The 18,426-nt window shown below is 42.1% G+C and carries 13 protein-coding genes; all 13 read right to left on the bottom strand.

The annotated features are described in order from the left end of the window. Position 1: 1 nt before the first annotated feature. Positions 2-3,625, bottom strand: a complete 3,624-nt coding sequence (cobN, locus tag E6X37_RS04215) for a cobaltochelatase subunit CobN (protein WP_281782552.1) — start codon at positions 3,623-3,625, stop codon at positions 2-4. A 3-nt stretch (positions 3,626-3,628) separates the two neighbouring features. Further along, entirely contained in the window at positions 3,629-5,656 is a 2,028-nt protein-coding gene (locus E6X37_RS04210) for a VWA domain-containing protein (protein WP_287510558.1), read from the bottom strand. A 2-nt stretch (positions 5,657-5,658) separates the two neighbouring features. Continuing rightward, the gene (locus E6X37_RS04205) at positions 5,659-6,588 is read right to left on the bottom strand and encodes an ATP-binding protein (protein WP_281782550.1); all 930 of its coding nucleotides are present in this window, start codon (positions 6,586-6,588) and stop codon (positions 5,659-5,661) included. 97 nt (positions 6,589-6,685) lie between these two features. Continuing rightward, the gene (locus E6X37_RS04200; RefSeq protein ID WP_287510560.1) at positions 6,686-7,531 is read right to left on the bottom strand and encodes an ABC transporter ATP-binding protein; all 846 of its coding nucleotides are present in this window, start codon (positions 7,529-7,531) and stop codon (positions 6,686-6,688) included. Then, complete coding sequence (locus E6X37_RS04195) at positions 7,531-8,568, bottom strand: FecCD family ABC transporter permease (protein ID WP_278604381.1); 1,038 nt, start codon at positions 8,566-8,568, stop codon at positions 7,531-7,533. Before E6X37_RS04195 ends, E6X37_RS04200 begins: the two co-directional genes overlap by 1 nt. Continuing rightward, complete coding sequence (locus E6X37_RS04190) at positions 8,561-9,514, bottom strand: ABC transporter substrate-binding protein (RefSeq protein WP_278604382.1); 954 nt, start codon at positions 9,512-9,514, stop codon at positions 8,561-8,563. The genes E6X37_RS04195 and E6X37_RS04190 overlap by 8 nt, the downstream gene beginning before the upstream one ends. Before the next feature lie 43 nt (positions 9,515-9,557). Then, on the bottom strand, positions 9,558-11,540 hold the full coding sequence (locus E6X37_RS04185) for a TonB-dependent receptor plug domain-containing protein (protein ID WP_316689559.1): 1,983 nt from the start codon (positions 11,538-11,540) through the stop codon (positions 9,558-9,560). Between the two features lie 143 nt (positions 11,541-11,683). After that, entirely contained in the window at positions 11,684-13,630 is a 1,947-nt protein-coding gene (locus E6X37_RS04180; RefSeq protein ID WP_287521288.1) for a TonB-dependent receptor, read from the bottom strand. A 177-nt stretch (positions 13,631-13,807) separates the two neighbouring features. Further along, positions 13,808-14,554: an energy transducer TonB gene (locus E6X37_RS04175; RefSeq protein ID WP_316689558.1), complete on the bottom strand. Its 747-nt coding sequence runs from the start codon at positions 14,552-14,554 to the stop codon at positions 13,808-13,810. Positions 14,555-14,558: 4 nt separating this feature from the next. Continuing rightward, positions 14,559-14,963: an ExbD/TolR family protein gene (locus E6X37_RS04170; protein ID WP_004694375.1), complete on the bottom strand. Its 405-nt coding sequence runs from the start codon at positions 14,961-14,963 to the stop codon at positions 14,559-14,561. Next, positions 14,960-15,571, bottom strand: a complete 612-nt coding sequence (locus E6X37_RS04165) for a MotA/TolQ/ExbB proton channel family protein (protein WP_004694376.1) — start codon at positions 15,569-15,571, stop codon at positions 14,960-14,962. The genes E6X37_RS04170 and E6X37_RS04165 overlap by 4 nt, the downstream gene beginning before the upstream one ends. 629 nt (positions 15,572-16,200) lie before the next feature. Next, positions 16,201-17,373 (bottom strand): M48 family metallopeptidase, encoded by a 1,173-nt coding sequence (locus E6X37_RS04160; RefSeq protein ID WP_004697896.1) that lies wholly within the window; start codon positions 17,371-17,373, stop codon positions 16,201-16,203. A gap of 154 nt (positions 17,374-17,527) precedes the next feature. Continuing rightward, a complete protein-coding gene (locus tag E6X37_RS04155; protein WP_004697943.1) occupies positions 17,528-17,899 on the bottom strand; it encodes a CGGC domain-containing protein in 372 nt (123 codons plus the stop codon). Between the last annotated feature and the right edge of the window lie 527 nt (positions 17,900-18,426).

Genomic DNA, 18,426 nt, shown 5'->3' with positions numbered 1-18,426 from the left:
ACTAACGACCTTCTATAACCCCTTCCATGGAAATAAATAATGACTGCAAATCTTGTAATATCTCTGGGGATGCGTCCCAATAACCACGCTGAGAAGCCTCTAATAAGATTTCTGTAATGCGCTGCAACGCCCAAGGATTTACATTGCGCATCCAGTCTTGTACCGTCTTGTCTAAAGCATACTTATTAGCATACCCTTCATAGACCCAGTCTGGTACGACATCACTCGTAGCATCCCAACCAAAGGTATGGGATACGACATTCGACATATCCGATGCCCCTTTGTAGCCATGTTTCATCATGGCTTGAATAAATTTAGGGTTCTGCGTTTCCCCTTGCACGACGCGGCGAATTTCGTCACCTAAAGGCCTCATCACAACACGACTGCGGTCTGAGCTATCCCCCACATAGGCGCGCGGCGCACTGCCCTTTGCGGTGCGCACCGCTGCAATGAGACCACCATGATAACTATAATAATCATCAGCACTCATAATATGGGTTTCTCGATTATCTTCGTTCTTAATGGTCACATCCATCGTGGTTAATCGACGTTGGAATAGCCTCATGTCCTGAGGAATGTCCTTGTGCAGGTGAAAGCTACTCCACTGGCTATAAACTTGAGCAATATCTTGTAAAGACTCCCAGTTTTTGCCTTCAATCAAGGCACCTACACCCGTGCCATAAGCTTGGGGCGGATCGCCAAAGATGCGGAGTCTAGCCTTTTTAGTAGCCAATAGAGGGTCCTCACCTTGCTCAACGAGCCAGTCTACATCATCGTGAATATGCTTTTTCACGTAGTTGTCTTCCAACGACTCATCTAATTCTGCCACCATTTCAACGGCTTTGTCGAGCCAGCCGATAGCAGTAGGCATCATATCTCGAATGAGGCCACTGATGCGGCCCATCACATCGATGCGAGGGCGCTGCAATTCCTCTAAAGGAATCACTTCTAAACCTGACACGCGACCGCCCGATTGCCATTTAGGTCGAACTCCTAACAAGTAAAGGAACTCACCCAAGCACTGACCATGACTTCTAGAATTGCTCGTAGCCCATAGGATGATGCCAATCGTCTCAGGATACCGTTGTTCATTCAAAATATAATCAGCGATAACTTGATCTGCTAACTCTATGCCTAATTGATAGGCTATCTTCGTCGGTAAAGCTCTTTCATCTAAACCATAGAAGTTACGCCCCGTAGGCAGTACGTCGACTTGACCGCTCGAGGGGGCTCCACCTGGACCGGGCTCTACATATCTGCCCTGTAAGGCATTTGAAATAGAGGTTAGCTCGTTCTTGGTGTCACCTAATTTTGGAATATACTCTCGAACGATCGCATTCGCCAAAGGTTCTAACCGTTCGGGCACTGTATAATCTGGTATATTGATCACATGCCTTACAAAGCTACGCAATTCATTCCAAATTCGATCTATGGTAACACTATATCGTATACCATCTGAATGAATTTCGCCAGCATGTTCCGCCATATAAGACCAATCATAACCTAATTCTTCTGCGATGGTGGCAAGGCCTGACGCGATTTCACCTTGAGGAGTGCTTACAATAGCAGTAATAAACTCTTCTAATGCTTCCCCTTCAGGACCTTGCCCCAAGATGTGCAAACCATTGCGCATCTGCATATGTTTCAAGTCGCTCAGCTTTTCGTGGACCTCTGTAATTATATCGTCCACCGTCATGGTAGAACCTCGTTCTTTATCGATGAGATGGCACTCCATGGCCTTTTCTCGAATCACTTCACCTAGAGTAGAGACACTTTCAGGATGTTCCCGCTCAAAATGACTATGTTCATCGAGTAAGGCCTCTAATTCTTCGAACTCATCATAGAGGCCCGCTGTCGTCATCGGCGGCGACAAGTGACCCACTAAGCAAGCCGAACTACGCCGCTTGGCTTGTATGCCTTCCCCAATAATGGTTGTCCAATACGGGTAAATATTTGGCAAACTGGAAATGCCGATTTCCGGATAACAACTAGCGCTGAGTCCAGCCCCCTTACCGGGCAGCCATTCTAGAGAGCCATGGGTACCAACATGGATAACTGCATCAGCTTCAAAGACATCGCGCACCCAGTGATAAAACGCTAAGTATTGATGTGGTGGAGGCAAGCAAGGATCGTGATAAATGGCCGATACATTCTCCCCAAATCCACGGGGTGGCTGTACCGTAATCCACAGATTGCCATTGGAGAAACCTGGGATAATCACGTCATCATCGTAGACGAATACATCCCCTGGGGCTTCGCCCCAAGATTTAACCATTGCTGTCTGCGTATCTTCCGGCAGCGTAGCAAAATATGATTTGTAATCATCGCTACTTAACCGACCTTCTGCAGAGGCTAGCAGTTCATCGGTGAGCATGGAGCGGTCATTCGTCATATGAGACGTTACCACATCCATCAAGTCTGCACTTGTTTCTGGCACCGTGTCGATGGTATAACCTTCCGCCTTCATATCTCGCAATAACCGTAGCACCGACTCAGGTGTATCAAGACCTGCGGCAGAGCCAATGTTGGAGTTCTTAGGCGGATAGTTATGTAATATAACGGCCACTTTTCGCTCCGATACAGGGATATGGCGCAATGTAGACCATTTAATAGCTCGTTGTACAATAGCAGCGATGCGTTCTTTCACAGGCAAGTACACATAGTGTCCACGCTCATCATAGGTTTGGCATGCCACAACACCGCCTTGAATAACCCCATCTAGCTCAGGCTGAGATATAGATAAATTCACGTCTAAAGGTGTTACACCTTGTGGATTCTCGGCCCAAGATTTCTCATCCATGTATATGGTATAACCCTGAACGATAGGAACATCCTGTAGCTTTAACTCCTCCAAGGTTTGAGCACCTAAGGACTGAAAGGAAAATTTACAAGTATTTATGAGCACATCAAAGGGGAATTCATCCTTCCCAAAAAGATGGTTCATGGACAGCTTCATATTCGGAATACCTACGCGCGGATTCGAGCCATACTGACCATAAAAGATAATCGGATTGTACTGATGTTTGTAAATCTCTTCAAATAAGGCCTGTTGATACTCAATATCCCCCATGATCCATTCGTCACGGTAAAAGTAGACCGCTATAGATGGCCAATCTCGATGCCCTTCGGCATCCATAAACTCATCATAAGTTTCGTAGATATTGCCTTCTCGACCCATAATGGCTTGCCAAGGAATAGGATCTGGCTCTTCCCATTCAGAGGTAGGTTTTGTACTGAAAGCACCGTTGATTAAGCGTACATAATTCATGACCCCACTGGTTCGGCGGTAGCTTTCAAGAAGAACCCGTTTATCCTCATCCAAATTGCGATATAAAATATCTGTTTTCTTAGGTTCTACTACATCAATCCAGTATTTAGGATGATATGCATATAACCAGCGTTCCAGACGTTCTAAGAAGGGCGAGTCTAAACCAACCCCCATATTCGTTACCAGAACTACATCGGCAGCGCGTAAGCGACTTTCAAAGTCAGCATCCCATTGAGGAGGCTTTTTCATATTGCAAAGGTCCACCTCGCCCTGTAAGAGTTCCGGGTAAGTAGCAACAGCTTTTTCTATATATTGGATTTGTTTTCCTAAATTAGAAATATACAGGAGTCGACTCATGATCTACCTCCGCGATACGCGCAAAATACTATCTGACGTAATAGAGTCCATCGCATAATAACTGCCATTCATTAATTTACACAATTCCTTAGCTAAGCCGAGCTTGATAAAGCCCGTTTCCGTATCGATAACGATACAGTCTACTGGCAAGGTCCCTAAAATACGAGCCCATTGTTTCGCCTCCCCTACAGGGTCCTCAGAAGCCCCCGAAGTAGCACGACCATCGGTAATACAAATCATTTGAATCCGCTCCGCCGAATGTCTGCGAAGCAATCTATCACACATAGTATAGGCGACTCGTAAACCTTGGGCTAAGGGCGTCTTGCCCCCCGTTGGCAATGTAGCTAACAGTCGTTCTGCTCGCTCTACACTACGGGTGAAAGGCAATAATACCTCTGCGGAGTCCTTGCGAAATACAATGAGTCCCACCGAATCACGGTGAACATAAGAGTCACGCAAGAGGCTCAAAATCGCACCTTTTGTCGCCTCCATGCGATGGCGAGCTGCCATAGAGCCACTGGCATCCACTACGAAAAGCTGATACGCACCAATCCTCTTTTCCCGAGCCTTTCGGCGGTAATCTTGAGGTTTTACTACAATAGATAGCCCTTTTAAATCATGACGCTCTGCTTGTGGGTCCATTTGACATAAGCATTCCGATGTAACAGATTGCTCCACTACATTTAATGGGGTATCTACCTGTAATTGTTTTACCCTTTCAACGGCCCGCAATCGTTGATACGGTGCGGCTGCACACAATGTGTCAATTAAAGCCAAATCCTCTAAAGCCTGTTCATCTTGATAGGCTCGAATCATGCGCCCCCTAGTATCCTTTGTTCTAGTCATAAGGCGCCGACCAGAACCTTTACGATACTGACGGTCTACCGTTTTAGAAGATTGCAATTTCCATTGAAAAAACTGGTTAGCTATACGGGCAACAGTATCGGGCAAACATAAAGAAGATATTCCATTAGATGCGTCACTATGAGTATTCATTGAATCAGAAGTTTCCGACTCATTCGCTGTAGACTCTAATGTTTCTGAATGATTGGACTCTTTTGATTTACCATCATCAAAATCCATATCACGTGAGCCGTCATGACCATCGCTATTTGAATTATCTAGCCCATTAGAGTTTAACTCGTCAGAATGGGATTCATCACGCTTGGAATCTCTAGAATCAGAGTTATCAGAGTCGTCTACATCCGAATCATCTGTTGCTGTTTCAGTATTTTTCTGTGACTGGTTTTGGTTACTTGCACTATTAGATGCCTCTCCTTGTGAGGTCTGAGATTCAGGTGTATCATTGCGCTTCATGCGATGAGGCAGTACATAGAGAGCGGCTTGTTCCGCATGAGATGGCTTGCAGTAAGAACTACCATCAAGAACTGCCAGTGATTTCATAACTTGTAATAATACATACTCTGCTCCATGACCTACGGTTCGAGCTTGCAATGCATAGGATATAGCCAGTGAAAGCATAGCATCAGGAACAACTATAGATTGAACTTGTTTAGAATATATTAGGCTCAATAAATCCTCAGATGAAGGCTCAATTTCATCTCGCCTTCGTTGTAACACCTTCACCTTAGATTGTAGTGTAGGTACATCCATAGATACATGCACATCTACGAGTTCCCACTCCACATCATCTAAGGTTCCATCCTCATGGTTTATGGTCAGTATCAGTAGTATTTGACGACGTTTCGCTTCTACCAATAATGCATGACGGACTTCAGGCGACAGAACGTGAGCATCATCGACAACCCAGCATCGATTACTCGTATCACCTAATAATCCAGATGCCATAACCATCTTACCCTGTGCAAGGGATGCTTCAAAATCGATGGACTCTTGTAGTTGTGAAGTATCTATATAAACAGGTATCAAACGATATGGAATTTGCCATTTCTCGAGGCACTGACGAAGTACATAGCTTTTACCAACACCGGTACCTCCAGAAATAACAATGGTATGAATCTGGTCGTTTACAAGGCCTATTTTGAGGGCCTCTTGTACAGATGTTTCCATAACTAGCCCTCAAGCACTGCCGATACCACTGTATCAATGCGCTCCTCATCGTAACCTTGTTCTTCAAATGGCAAGCGACGTAAGCGATGTTTTAACGCTAATCGTGCCGCCACCTTGAGGTCTTCCGCTGTAATTTGGTTGCGACTGTGAAAGGCTGCATGAGCACGAGCCGTATGCATCATCGTAATGTCTGGGCGATGTCCATCAACGCCGACACCTATGCTGATACTCGCTATTTGCAACAACACATCATCAGATGGGATGATGCCTGGCAATACTTCACGAGCTTGTAATAAACGTTCGTGCAGGCTATGTTCTGATTCCTTGTAAGACGCTACAAAGCTTTCAGCATTGTCGCCAAAGGCGAGGCGACGCTTGATTACCTCCATACGTTGTGCCGGGTCCTGTTCTCCATAGACCATAACAGATAGTCCGAAACGGTCTAGCAGTTGAGGTCTGAGGTCGCCTTCTTCAGGATTCATCGTTCCTACGAGGATAAAACGAGATGGATGAGAATGGCTCACCCCTTCCCGCTCTACCGTATTCACCCCCATAGCCGCCACGTCTAGCAAAATATCTACAATGTGGTCATCTAATAGATTAACCTCATCTACGTAAAGAATATTTTGATGGGCTGCGTGTAAAATACCCGGTTCAAAGGCTTTTACACCCTCTTGCAATGCCTTTTCCAAATTTATGGATCCTACAACGCGATCTTCTGTAGCATTGATAGGTAGCTCAACAACAGACATCGCTGATGCGCCTGTTTCCATAGGAGGTAACAGATTCGCTAACGCACGTACAGCCGTAGACTTAGCAGTGCCTTTTTCGCCTTCAATTAAGACACCGCCGATTGATGGGTTTATGGCATTGAGCAACAAGGCCAATTTCATTTCATCTTGACCAACAATAGCAGTAAATGGATATAGCATACACCTAACCTCACTCAGATTCGCAATACAAAATAGTCACCATACATAATAAATCAATAACCCCTAGGAAAACGCTAAGTATCGTAATCCATTCTAACTATTTCAGATTTGGATCAATAGACATTTCTGAAGTAACTTCGGTTTGTTTGAAGTCATCAATCTTTGTAGTTCCTTTTGGGAATACAAAGATACGTTGTTGTTTAAAGTACGGATCGTCATAGACCGCAGCCGATAAACGGAACGCATTTCGTAAATTTTCTGCCGTCAATACATCTCGAGGTGCACCTACATCAACGATGTGACCATCACTCACCAAAACGAGTTTGGTGCAATATTTGGCAGCTAACTCTAAGTCATGAACGACGATTAGAATCGTTTTTCCTTCGTCACATAACCGGCGACCTTCGTGGAAAATATCATCGGCGTACACTAAATCGAGCGCCGCCGTCGGTTCATCGAGTAACAACACCTCTGTTTGTTGTGCTAATGCCTTAGCCAAAAATACCCGTTGTCGCTCACCGCCGCTCAAAGATTGTACGGACCGATGCCGCAAGTGATACACGCCCACCTCTTTCATGGCATTTTCTACAATGACCTTATCTTCAGGACCCTCTTGTTGCCACCATTTCAAATACGGATAGCGGGCAGTCATCACAATATCGATGGCTTCATAATCGAAGGAAACATTGACGGACTGCTGCATATACGCCACATGATGAGCGATTTCCTTGTCACTCAAAGAAGTGATGCTTTTACCATCCCACAAAACATCTCCACCAGACGTAGGATAGAGACCACGCAAAGTTTTTAATAACGTTGTTTTACCGGAGCCATTAGGCCCGATAATGCCGACAAACTCACCGCTATCAATAGAAAAGGACGCATCCTTTAGAATGGTGGTTTCCCCTAATGTGACGGATAGAGATTGAACATCTAGTTTCATTAGGCCCCTCCTTTACTACGCAAGCGATGAAGTAAATATAGAAAATATGGTGCCCCTAATAGAGCCGTCATGATACCTACGCGAATCTCAACTGGCTGGGCAATAACGCGACCTAATGTATCACAGAATACGAGGAATAAGGCACCTCCAACGGCCGCCATAGGCAATAGTATTCGATGATCTGGCCCTACTAAGATACGCACAATATGTGGTACCACAAGACCTACAAAGCCAATAGAACCACTGACGCACACCGCAGTAGCAGTAACGACAGATGCCAAAAACAGGAATAACATGCGGTACACCATAACAGGCAAACCTAAGGCACGCGCCTCTGTATCGCCCAGAACGAGTACATTCAAGTGACGACCGAGCATCATCAATATAATACTGCCCGTCACGATAGGGCCCACGGCTAGCAAAACGTGATCCCAACGACGGAAATCTAGGCCCCCCACCATCCAGAATAGGAATTCACGCAAGCGATATTCATTAATCATCGTCAAAATACCCGATGTGAAAGCGCCGAGCAGCATACTAACAGCTACACCAGCCAGCAACAAGGTGGTTGTGTCGAGCTTGTTATTACGCCATGTTAAAAGTATAGTAATCCCAACGGATACAAAGGCTCCAACGAAAGCAAAGGCAGGCATGTAAAACATGCTAAGGGATGTTACGCCAAGAGCAATGGCGATAACCGCACCGAGGGATGCCCCAGCGGATACGCCCATAATACCTGGATCTGCCAATGGATTGGAGAATACCCCTTGCATAACCGCACCAGCCAGTGCCAAGGCGCCTCCTACGAGAAGGCCAATGATAAGGCGTGGCATGCGGATAAACCACAGTACAGCCTCTTGTTCAGCCGTAATGGGCTCCGTGAAGCTCACAGGTATGCCCATGCCATTTAAAATACTTTGCACGCCCCCTCCGATAGGGATCATAATGGTCCCTACATGGAGTGCCAATAAACTCACAATACATAGCAACACCCCAATCAGAGTTATGGCCATGATGCGTTGGTTCTGTTTAGTCATGAGAATTCCTTTCTAATTGAGGATACACAGTATGCATAATGGCTAGCATCGCTTCGCCAATATGCTGATTCATTGTATATAAGTACGCTGCCGGTAAAGGCTTAACACGATTTTCCTTGATAGCCGGCAGATTTTGAAAGGCCGGATTTTTTAAATATCGATCCGCCAAATTCTTGTCCATTCCCTTATAGGATGGAATAAAAATGTAGTCTGGATTCATGGCTAGCACTCTCTCCTCCCCAAAGGGTATGTGCGGTGGTAAGCCAATCCGATTCGGTGCATTATAGATACTCATATAGTGACACATATCATCAAAAAGGCTTCCTGTTCCCGTATATCCGTCCATAGATGATACAAAGAGAACCGTCTTGCGCTGCTCAATTGGAATAGATTCTGCTAGGTGCTTTATTTCATCTATTTCACGGTGAATCTTCCGATTGTAAAAGCTACCCTTTTCATCTTCCCCAATAATATGAGCAATCTCCATCACATTCTGAATCACTCCGTCCACCGTAGAAGGGGTAGGTACCACAACAGTGGCTATACCCATGTGCCGTAAGCCATAGATAACATCAGCCGATATATAATCTGGCGCTATAACGAGATCCGGTTTCAAGGCTATGATTTTCTCCAAAGGATACGAACTCAACACTGGTTTTACCAGCTTTGCGCGCTTTGCCTCTAGCGAATATTCCTCATAGGTAGACAATTTATTAATGCCTGCTAAACGTTCTGGTTCTATAAGTCCTAATAAAATTGTGTCGACCGCAGAAGACAGTGATAAAATCCGTTTTGGATGCTCTGGAACAGCAACTTGAACGCCATCATGACTGTCAACATAACGAGTATATGGCGTTACATTTGCCTCCGATTGAGGTCCACAACCTGTTAAACATACACAAAGGAGTATCATCAAACATATGAAAAATCCAATTTTCTTGTTCATGATGATACTCCTTGTATAGTTCTAATTAGTGATTACATAAAGACTAGAATTTTTGAGTATAGCTGAGTTGGTAATTAAATGGTTCATCCCAGTATTCCCAGTCGCCGTTTGAAATAACATTATGACGGTTTAACAAGTTACGTGCATCTAGCCGCAAGGATGAGTTTTCATTGAACTGATAGCCTACGTATGCATTCCAAGCTATAAGATTTGGGTTTGTACCGCCATCGCGGTTCTTCATCCGTTTTGTGACAAAGTTGATGCTAGTACCTGCAGTCCAAGTTGAGCTATTGTAATGGATACCCCCTGTAAATTGCAATTTAGGGTTAGCTTGTTTCCAATAGGTCTTATCGATTTCTCGTTGTTTTGGATTAGAATACGATGCACCCACAGTCATTTTTAAGTGATCTGTTAATTTACGACCATATTGGGCTTCGATACCGACATTTCTATAGCGACCACCATTTACGCGAATCGTGTTTTTACCATTGCTATCCGGTTTCCAAGAGAAGAAGTTTTTAAAGTCCATATAGAAGAGCGCTACTTTCCAGCTATCTTTGTTAGTAATGTGTTTATAGCCTAATTCGTAATTCCAACCTTCTTCAGGTTTCAAATTACGTCCACTAACAGAGGCATAGCCTTTATTAATTTTCTTGAAAGTATCGCTTAAGTTCGGCATTCTAAAGGCTTTACCAACATTTATGTACATGGATGATTCCTTGTTAATACGATGTTGTAATTGGAACTGAGGAATTAATACGCGTTGATTTTTCACAGGGTCTTTAATATCCGAATAACGCAAGCCTAAAATACTAGTCCATTTAGGATTGATTTGATAGGAGTATGTACCATAAATGGCATAACTATTGCGATGTGGATTTCCATAGTATGGACCAGATGTAGTGCGATATGTTTCTCGTTTACCAAGTACACCTGCAATGAAATAATCCTTGCCACCGCGGAAATCCCATTCATGTTGCACATCGAAACCATATTGTCGAGCAATATAGTTATTATCACTCAACGTATATGTCTTTTTGCTATGTATGCGACTTTTACCATACAAATCTCTATCATTGTAGAAGATTGTACCTGTAGTATTGCCATCTTTATAAACTAAAGACGTATTATTTTTAGTATCTTTATAAGCATATGTTGTAGAGTGAAGCTTTTGCTTAATAGGATTCGTTTCTGTACTCAACTGTCCAAAGGAAGAATTACCTTCAAAACGGCTAAAGTTCAAGGTCAACTTATCATTTAATTTACCGCTCATAAATACACCTAAGGAATTCCCTTTGTTACGAGCTGTATAATATTCATAACCTCTAGCATAAGCACCGATATCGGAGCGGATAGGGGTTTCTGGATCTTGAGCACCAAAGAAGTTACGTTCCACACCAATTAAGAAGCGAGGCGTGCCATAGTTAATTTTATAAGTTTGGCGACCCATATTACCAAAACCTACCGTAGCAGAGCCCCCTTCTTTACTTGGAGTCTTAGTAATTACATTGATAACACCACTCATAGCATCAGCGCCATATAAAGCAGAGGCTGCACCTTTTAATACTTCAATGCGTTCAATAGAGCTAGTCGGAATAGAACTAAGGCCGCCCTTGCCATTGAGGTTCATCGGTACCCCATTCATGAGAATCAAGGATCCCCGTTCAAGGCCACGGATATTCACACGGCTATCCATAGCCCCATATTCAAGACCGGATGCACCATAGGAAAAAGACGTAATGCCTGGTACCATATTAACTGCATCAAATGCATTTTTAGCACCGCTATTAGCTAAGTCCTTTTGAGTAATAACATCCATCGCAGCCGGCGTATCTAAATCTAAAAGAGCCATGCGATTTGCTGTTACATTAATAGTATGGATTTCAGATACTCCATTAGTTTCACTCGATGCAGCTATAGTGGGAGTCTTATCAGCACTTACCTCTGCTGCATATCCATTCACAGACAATCCCATCAATGCTAAACCCACAAGTATAGATATACGATGCTTAATTTGTTGTCTCATACCAAATGCCTCACTTAACACATATATACATTCACACAATTATATAAACTACATATTTGTATTATTACACATTTATTTGGCCCGCACAAAACCCATACCCCTACCGCTACTGCATTCTCGGGGGATTGTATCGTCAATACATATTAAAATTTTTGTGTATAACTTAATTCATAATTGAATGGTGCATCCCAGTATTCATAATCTCCATTGGATACCACATTATGACGATTCAAAAGATTGCGTGCATCGAGGCGTAATGTAGCATCTTTGTTAAAGTGATACCCAACGTAAGCATTCCAAAGAGCAATGTTAGGATTCAAGCCGCCATCACGATTGCGCAAACGTTTGGTAACAAAGCTAAAGGATGTACCAGCTTCCCAGGTTGGGCTTTTATAATGAATGCCGGTTGTAAACTGTAACTTAGGAGCCGCTTGTTTCCAATAGGTTTCATTCATTTCCTTTTGTTTTGGATTAGAATAAGAACCACTTACACTCATTTTGAGTCGATCTGACAAATGTCTACTATACTCAGCTTCAATCCCAACATTGTGGAATTTACCACCGTTTACGCGAACGGTTGGGCGACCATTTACATCAGGTTGCCATTGGAAGAAGTTCTTGAAGTCCATATAGAACACGTCCACCTTCCAGCTATCCTTCTTATTAAGACGTTTATAACCTAATTCATAGTTCCAACCCTCTTCAGGCTTAAGATTTTTACCACTTACTGCTGTGTATTGGCGGTTCACGCTACGGAATGAATCACTCAAGCTAGGCATCGTGTAAGCTTTCCCTATATTTAAGTACATGGAGGAAGCTTTATTGATGGTGTGCAACAATTGGAACTGAGGCGTTAACACATGTTGGTCCTTAATAGGATCACTAATGGCTGTATAACGCAAGCCCAAAATGGCAGTCCATTTTGGATTGATTTCACGAGAATAGCTACTGTACACCGCATAGGTATTACGATGAGGCCGTGTATACACAGGGGCCTGTGTGGCACGATAGGTTTCTTGCTTACCTGTAACACCGGCAATCAAATAATCCTTACCGCCTCTAAAGTCCCATTCATGTTGTACATCTATACCATATTGACGAGCTACATAACTGGTTTCGGTCGGCTTGAACTGTTTAGCACTATGAACACGGCTTTCACCACGCATAGTACGGTCATTATAAAACAATGTTCCCGTCGTATTATCATCCTTATAAATCAAAGATGCATTATTACGGTCATCCTTGTAATGATATGTCGTAGAATGACGAGCCTGTCTCACAGGATTTCTTTCTGTACTAATCAAACCAAAGGAGGAACGGCTTTCAGCGCGAGTATAATTTAAGGTTATCTTATCTGAAAGCTTACCGCTCATGAACACACCTAAGGAATTACCTTTATTGCGCGTAGTGTAGTAATCATAACCCTTGCGGCCTGTATAGTCATACCGCACCGGTGTAGATGGATCTTGAGTCCCCCAGTATTTTCTATCGATACCAACGAGGAATCGATCAGTACCATAAGAAATATCGAATCTCTTGGAGCCTCGATTACCTACAGCTACCGTAGCAGAACCGCCCTCTTTTGACGGCGTTTTTGTAATAATATTTATAACGCCACCTAAAGCTTCTGCGCCATATAAGGTAGAGGCCGCCCCCTTTACAACTTCGATGCGCTCAATGGCACTGGTAGGTATAGAGCCAATTCCGCTCTTACCATTTAAGTTCATAGGTACACCGTTTACAAGAACAAGTGCACCGCGATCGAGACCACGAATATTCGTACGGCTATCCATGCCACCAAAATCTGCGCCAGATGCACTAAAGGAGTTAATGGTTACACCCGGTACATTAGCGACCGCATCAAAAGCCGTCTTAGCGCCGCTATTTTGTATATCCTCTTGGGTAATAACAGAAGTCGATACCGGTGTATCTAAATCTAATAACGCTGTACGATTAGCTGTTATATTAATAATATTTGCCGCCTCTTGACTTTGATTAGTTGTTACATCTACAGTATAACCATTAGTAGTCACACTAAATAAACCTATCATTGTGGCCGCATATACATATTTATTCATTCCATTTATCATCCTATATCTTCTATTAAAAACTATTTAAAATCTATTAATTTATAGCTTAAATACTACAACAACGGGCAATTTAGTGTAGGGGATACGAGTATCCTCATATCCCCTACATAATATATATTCCATATTAAATTTGCTTTTTATTCATTTTATTCCAACTAAATCTAGCTATTCAAATCACTACTCAAAGCTATATCTTATATAAAAAACATCTGATTTGGGTTCGCCAGTTGTATTTATAGCACCGCCTGACCTAGCTGCAAGTGCAAGTGCATCATTATCTAGAAGACTAGAGCCACTGCTTTCTTCAATTTTAGCACTTACATAATTACCTTCACCATCAAAATAAACTCTAATAGTAACTACTCCGGTAATACCTCGTCGAACAGCTTGTGGCGGCATTACTTTATTAGCATCTAAGCTAGCTCGGTATTCAGAAACATCAAAGTAACCCGTACCTTCCGTATTACTAGTACCAGGATTTCCCACTTCTGAGCCTAGCCCATCATTAGCTTTACCACCATTGCCAACGTTACCACCACCAGGGCCTGGTACATTGCCACTGCCTGGATTGCCAACAGGATTATCAGTATTACCATTCAAGTTGACTGATGCCGTCTCATTACCACCTAAGTAAGGATTCAGATTTTTTAAGCCTTCTGTGGGCTTTCCTGATAAATCAGGCAATACACTACCTGCTTTACCGCCTCCTGCGACTGGTTTGTCGTCAGGTTGAATCTTTAATTTCTCAGGATCTTTCTTCTCTTGAGGAGGTTCTTGCTGCCCCATATCAAGGTTGATAACCAAGTCTTTTTTGGATGTTTCTGGAGGTTTTATATGACCAAACCAATCACCTACAACACCCCAATATACAAGATTTAATGCCAATGCAGCTACGAAAGGAATTCCATATCGTTTATCTACCATAGAATCACTTCCGTTCTGTAGCTACGCTAACAAACCGAGCACCACTAATTTTAAGATTATCTAAAATATTGATAACGTCCTTATACGCAATATCCTCAGAGGCACGCACAATAAATGCCTGTTGAGGTTCTTTTGCAACAATACCTTGAATTTCATTGCCCAGTTGATCAGGGACAATCTCACGTTCATTCAAATACATCTTATGTGTAGCTGTTAATGAAATCGTGATAGGCTCAATCGTCTTAGCAGAAGAAGATGAAGCCTTCGGTAAGTTAAGAGGAATTTGTTCCTCTGTATTCATGTACAACGTACTCATCATGAAAAATACGAGCAAGAAGAAAACGATATCAATCATAGGTATAATCATGATGGTAGGTTCTTTTTGTATGCCTACTGAACTACGTTTCATCGTTGACTCCTAATATATAAATCCATAATAGAACCTAATTTTTGCTCTAACTTTGCGATATCTGAATTTACTTTATCTGTGCACCAACTATGGATGGCTAATGCTACGATGGCTACTGAAAGCCCTGTTGCAGTGGCAACCAGCGCTTCGGATACGCCGCCTGTAATAACAGTAGGCGCACCAATATCGCCACCAACGGCCGCGAAGGAGCGGATCATACCAACAACAGTACCCAAAAGGCCAAGTAATGGAGCCATTGTTACCATCATGCTAAGCCAGTTAAGACCACGTTTTAAACGTTCATCCATATACCCTACCACATCATGTAAACGATTCTCTAAACCTTCCGCACTATATACAGACTCCACGATAGGAGACACGAATCTACTCAATGCATCATCACTATTTTTTATAGAATTCTCTAGAGTAGACCAATTATTACTATTACGGCCTGCATCAATGCTATCGGACAACTGCTGTAACTCATGATTGATGTTTCTGTACGTACGAATACGTTCAAATAAAATAGTACATGCTGCTAACATGAATAGTACAAGTGGATACATAACGAAACCACCTGCATTAAATAGGTGAATTGTATACTCCATCATAGCCTCCATATAATATATAAAATTACGTGTTATTTAACAAAAAAATGGTCATCTATATTATTAGATTAACCACCAACATTGACATTATCCTATAAAGCATGTATAAGTACAATAACCCTATACCCCCTACCGTTATGATATTTCTATAGGATTCCATTCTAACCACATATTTCATCCACCTTAAATATACATCTATCCACTATATATAGACAAGATTAAATTCTCGCATAAAAGCTTTATAATTATTATAAAGAATATAATATAAGCATTTATTAAAACTATGCTTAATAAGAGAATTCCTCATATTTTACGGTATAAAATTATTATAATTCACTTCCTACCCTCAAAGGTTTTCTGTATTTTTATGAATCTATTATTGCTTCATGAATATAATTTATTCATACATGAATAATACTTATACTCCAGACTATCCATATCTTTACGGTCTATTTATTACTCCTATAGCGCTCAATATATCTTATAAACTTATTAACTTATACTCAAACTATAAATATTACAATCTATATAAAAAGAGGACTAAGCCTTCATGGGCTCAGTCCTCTGATTATTCTCATTATAATAGCATAAATCCTTAAAGCAAATTATATGCCATGTATAGCTCTTATTTATTTTTTAGCTTTATCAGCTTTTGCCTTTTTATTTTCTTTTACCTTTTTAGGTTTTTCTTGTTTAACCTTTATTGGTTTTTTCGCATTAACAGCAGAACCTGCAGGTTTTACAAATGCATTATTAAGATTTGTTGCCACTTGTAATGCTACGTCCGCATTTGGCGTAGAAACAATGGATTGACCAGCTACCGTTACAGTGTCACCACTATACGATGCAGAACCTGGTGTCACTTGATTATTATGATACAATCGTGCCAATTTACCGGCCATGTAATAAGCACGCTCTTCGCCTGTGTAACGGCCACTACCTGCTGGAGTATAGATATTATCACCGTTTACGTACACAGTACCATTCGATACATTTACATGGTTCCCAGAATAGGCGTACATGCGAGAAATATTATTGTTCACCCGATCGGACAACTTTGGATGGTTGTTAGGTGCTACCACTTGTGAAAGCCCTTCACGGTAGTGTTCCCCCACTTTGTTGCGCAGTACTGCCATAGAACCAGCTGCACCACCCACATTGTATGGAGATTCACTTAAAATCTTAAAGCCTAACTCATCAGCAGCTTTTTCTTGACTCATCGTAAACACTTGATTAGATAAGTAGTTGCCTGCCACATTAGATAAAATAGCCGCACCTTCACTACCGCCAGCAGCAATGCCAACCGCTGTAGAAAGACCGATTTGCTTCTTAGCGCCATTAATAATATCTTTATGCTCACCATGAGAGATTTCATGAGCCATTACATAGGCTAATTGATCATCATCCAGTGTATCTAGAGCACCCTTGTTAATGGACATAACACGGCCAAGTGTGGCAAACGCATTAAACTCCTCATCAGGATTTGCATATACAACGTAAGAACGCTTTACACTAGGTGTAGCCTCTAATGTCTTCATGATTCGATTTACACGCTCTTGGGCTGCACTATCGTTTAAGTAACCAGTTTTCTCTTTTGTGCGCGCCAAACTCTCCTGTTGCCCCTCTGCAGAATTATCCATTTTATTTAATGCAGTAGATACGTAAGCCATAGCAATAGCACCACCAGCTAAGGATTGTACCGCAGCAGAAGCAGCATTGACAGAAGCCGTTTGCATCACAGTAGGTGCCATTGTCACTGCCATAGCAATAGATAAAGTAGCCGCTGTAAGTTTCTTATTCATTCTCTCAACCTCTCAAAATGATAAATATATCACTCATAATTTACATACTATCTATATAATATAGGTTTAGTGTAAATATAGAATGAATAATGGAACAATTATTCATCTATTATAAGATATTGCAAATTGTTATAGTTAATTCAAGCATTGCTGACTATTGATCTGTCGTTACTGGTTTAGCTGAAAGTACTATCGCTTCTTTACCATCTTTAGAAACAGCACCACCATGTGTATAGCCTACTACATCAAAGCCCGCCTCAGCACACTGCTCTGCGATGCTTTCATAATTTTCATTCTTACCACGCGTACATGTAGAAAGATGTACCGTAGTAACACCTTTTTTCTTAAAAGACTCGATTTTCTTAGCAAGATCCCCACCGCTATGTGTGAACCCCACCAACTCAATATCCTCATCAGCATAACGCTCAAAAGAATCCGCTTTATTCATAAATGCTTTCAAACAACCGCCACAAGAACAGCGCTGCATTGTCTCCTCATTAACGAGGACCGCAATTTTCTTAGCCATATGACCTCCTATAAATATGATATAAGCCTAAGTATACCATATCCATGAGAAAAATATGTGCTTCAAAGCACGATAATTAATACTAATTATATAAGTAACTCCTTCAACGTCTACTGCTTTGCTCATTAGTTCCCTTAAAAGAATAAAAATCCATACAAAAAAAGACACACCCTCAAGTGTGCCTTTAGCTTAATCAGCAGCTTCCTATCAATCCTCACTGTGGATTTTCCTTCACTGCTTCGCAGTTCGGTAAATCTTACGTTCGGAAGAAGGTGATGTGTGGGCCCCATACGTCGTTTCACTCCTCTGTGGCCTCACACCCTACCCTTCCCACGCCGTCTTATTGATTTATATAGATAGTTTCTACTTGTACAACCTTGGCTGGAGACGGCTCTTGCAGAGTTAGCTAGTCGAAGACTAGCAAAAAGAAAAGGCCTACCTTTAGGTAGACCTTTTTCTTTTAGTCAATCAGCGGCTTCCTATCCTCCCAGGCCGTCTCCAGCCAAGTACTTTCGGCGTTTATGAGC

Origin of the sequence: Veillonella parvula, from assembly GCF_032550495.1 — a bacterium.
Taxonomy (GTDB): Bacteria; Bacillota; Negativicutes; order Veillonellales; family Veillonellaceae; genus Veillonella; species Veillonella parvula_G.
The sequence above is the reverse complement of the archived record's forward strand: the minus strand, read 5'-3'. Positions and strand labels throughout refer to the sequence as shown.

Bases quoted from the DNA above. Each gene is read 5' to 3' on its own strand.
- cobN (WP_281782552.1), bottom strand. From the start codon at position 3,625: ATGAGTCGACTCCTGTATATTTCTAATTTAGGAAAACAAATCCAATAT.
- E6X37_RS04210 (WP_287510558.1), bottom strand. From the start codon at position 5,656: ATGGAAACATCTGTACAAGAGGCCCTCAAAATAGGCCTTGTAAACGAC.
- E6X37_RS04205 (WP_281782550.1), bottom strand. From the start codon at position 6,588: ATGCTATATCCATTTACTGCTATTGTTGGTCAAGATGAAATGAAATTG.
- E6X37_RS04200 (WP_287510560.1), bottom strand. From the start codon at position 7,531: ATGAAACTAGATGTTCAATCTCTATCCGTCACATTAGGGGAAACCACC.
- E6X37_RS04195 (WP_278604381.1), bottom strand. From the start codon at position 8,568: ATGACTAAACAGAACCAACGCATCATGGCCATAACTCTGATTGGGGTG.
- E6X37_RS04190 (WP_278604382.1), bottom strand. From the start codon at position 9,514: ATGAACAAGAAAATTGGATTTTTCATATGTTTGATGATACTCCTTTGT.
- E6X37_RS04185 (WP_316689559.1), bottom strand. From the start codon at position 11,540: ATGAGACAACAAATTAAGCATCGTATATCTATACTTGTGGGTTTAGCA.
- E6X37_RS04180 (WP_287521288.1), bottom strand. From the start codon at position 13,630: ATGATAAATGGAATGAATAAATATGTATATGCGGCCACAATGATAGGT.
- E6X37_RS04175 (WP_316689558.1), bottom strand. From the start codon at position 14,554: ATGGTAGATAAACGATATGGAATTCCTTTCGTAGCTGCATTGGCATTA.
- E6X37_RS04170 (WP_004694375.1), bottom strand. From the start codon at position 14,963: ATGAAACGTAGTTCAGTAGGCATACAAAAAGAACCTACCATCATGATT.
- E6X37_RS04165 (WP_004694376.1), bottom strand. From the start codon at position 15,571: ATGGAGTATACAATTCACCTATTTAATGCAGGTGGTTTCGTTATGTAT.
- E6X37_RS04160 (WP_004697896.1), bottom strand. From the start codon at position 17,373: ATGAATAAGAAACTTACAGCGGCTACTTTATCTATTGCTATGGCAGTG.
- E6X37_RS04155 (WP_004697943.1), bottom strand. From the start codon at position 17,899: ATGGCTAAGAAAATTGCGGTCCTCGTTAATGAGGAGACAATGCAGCGC.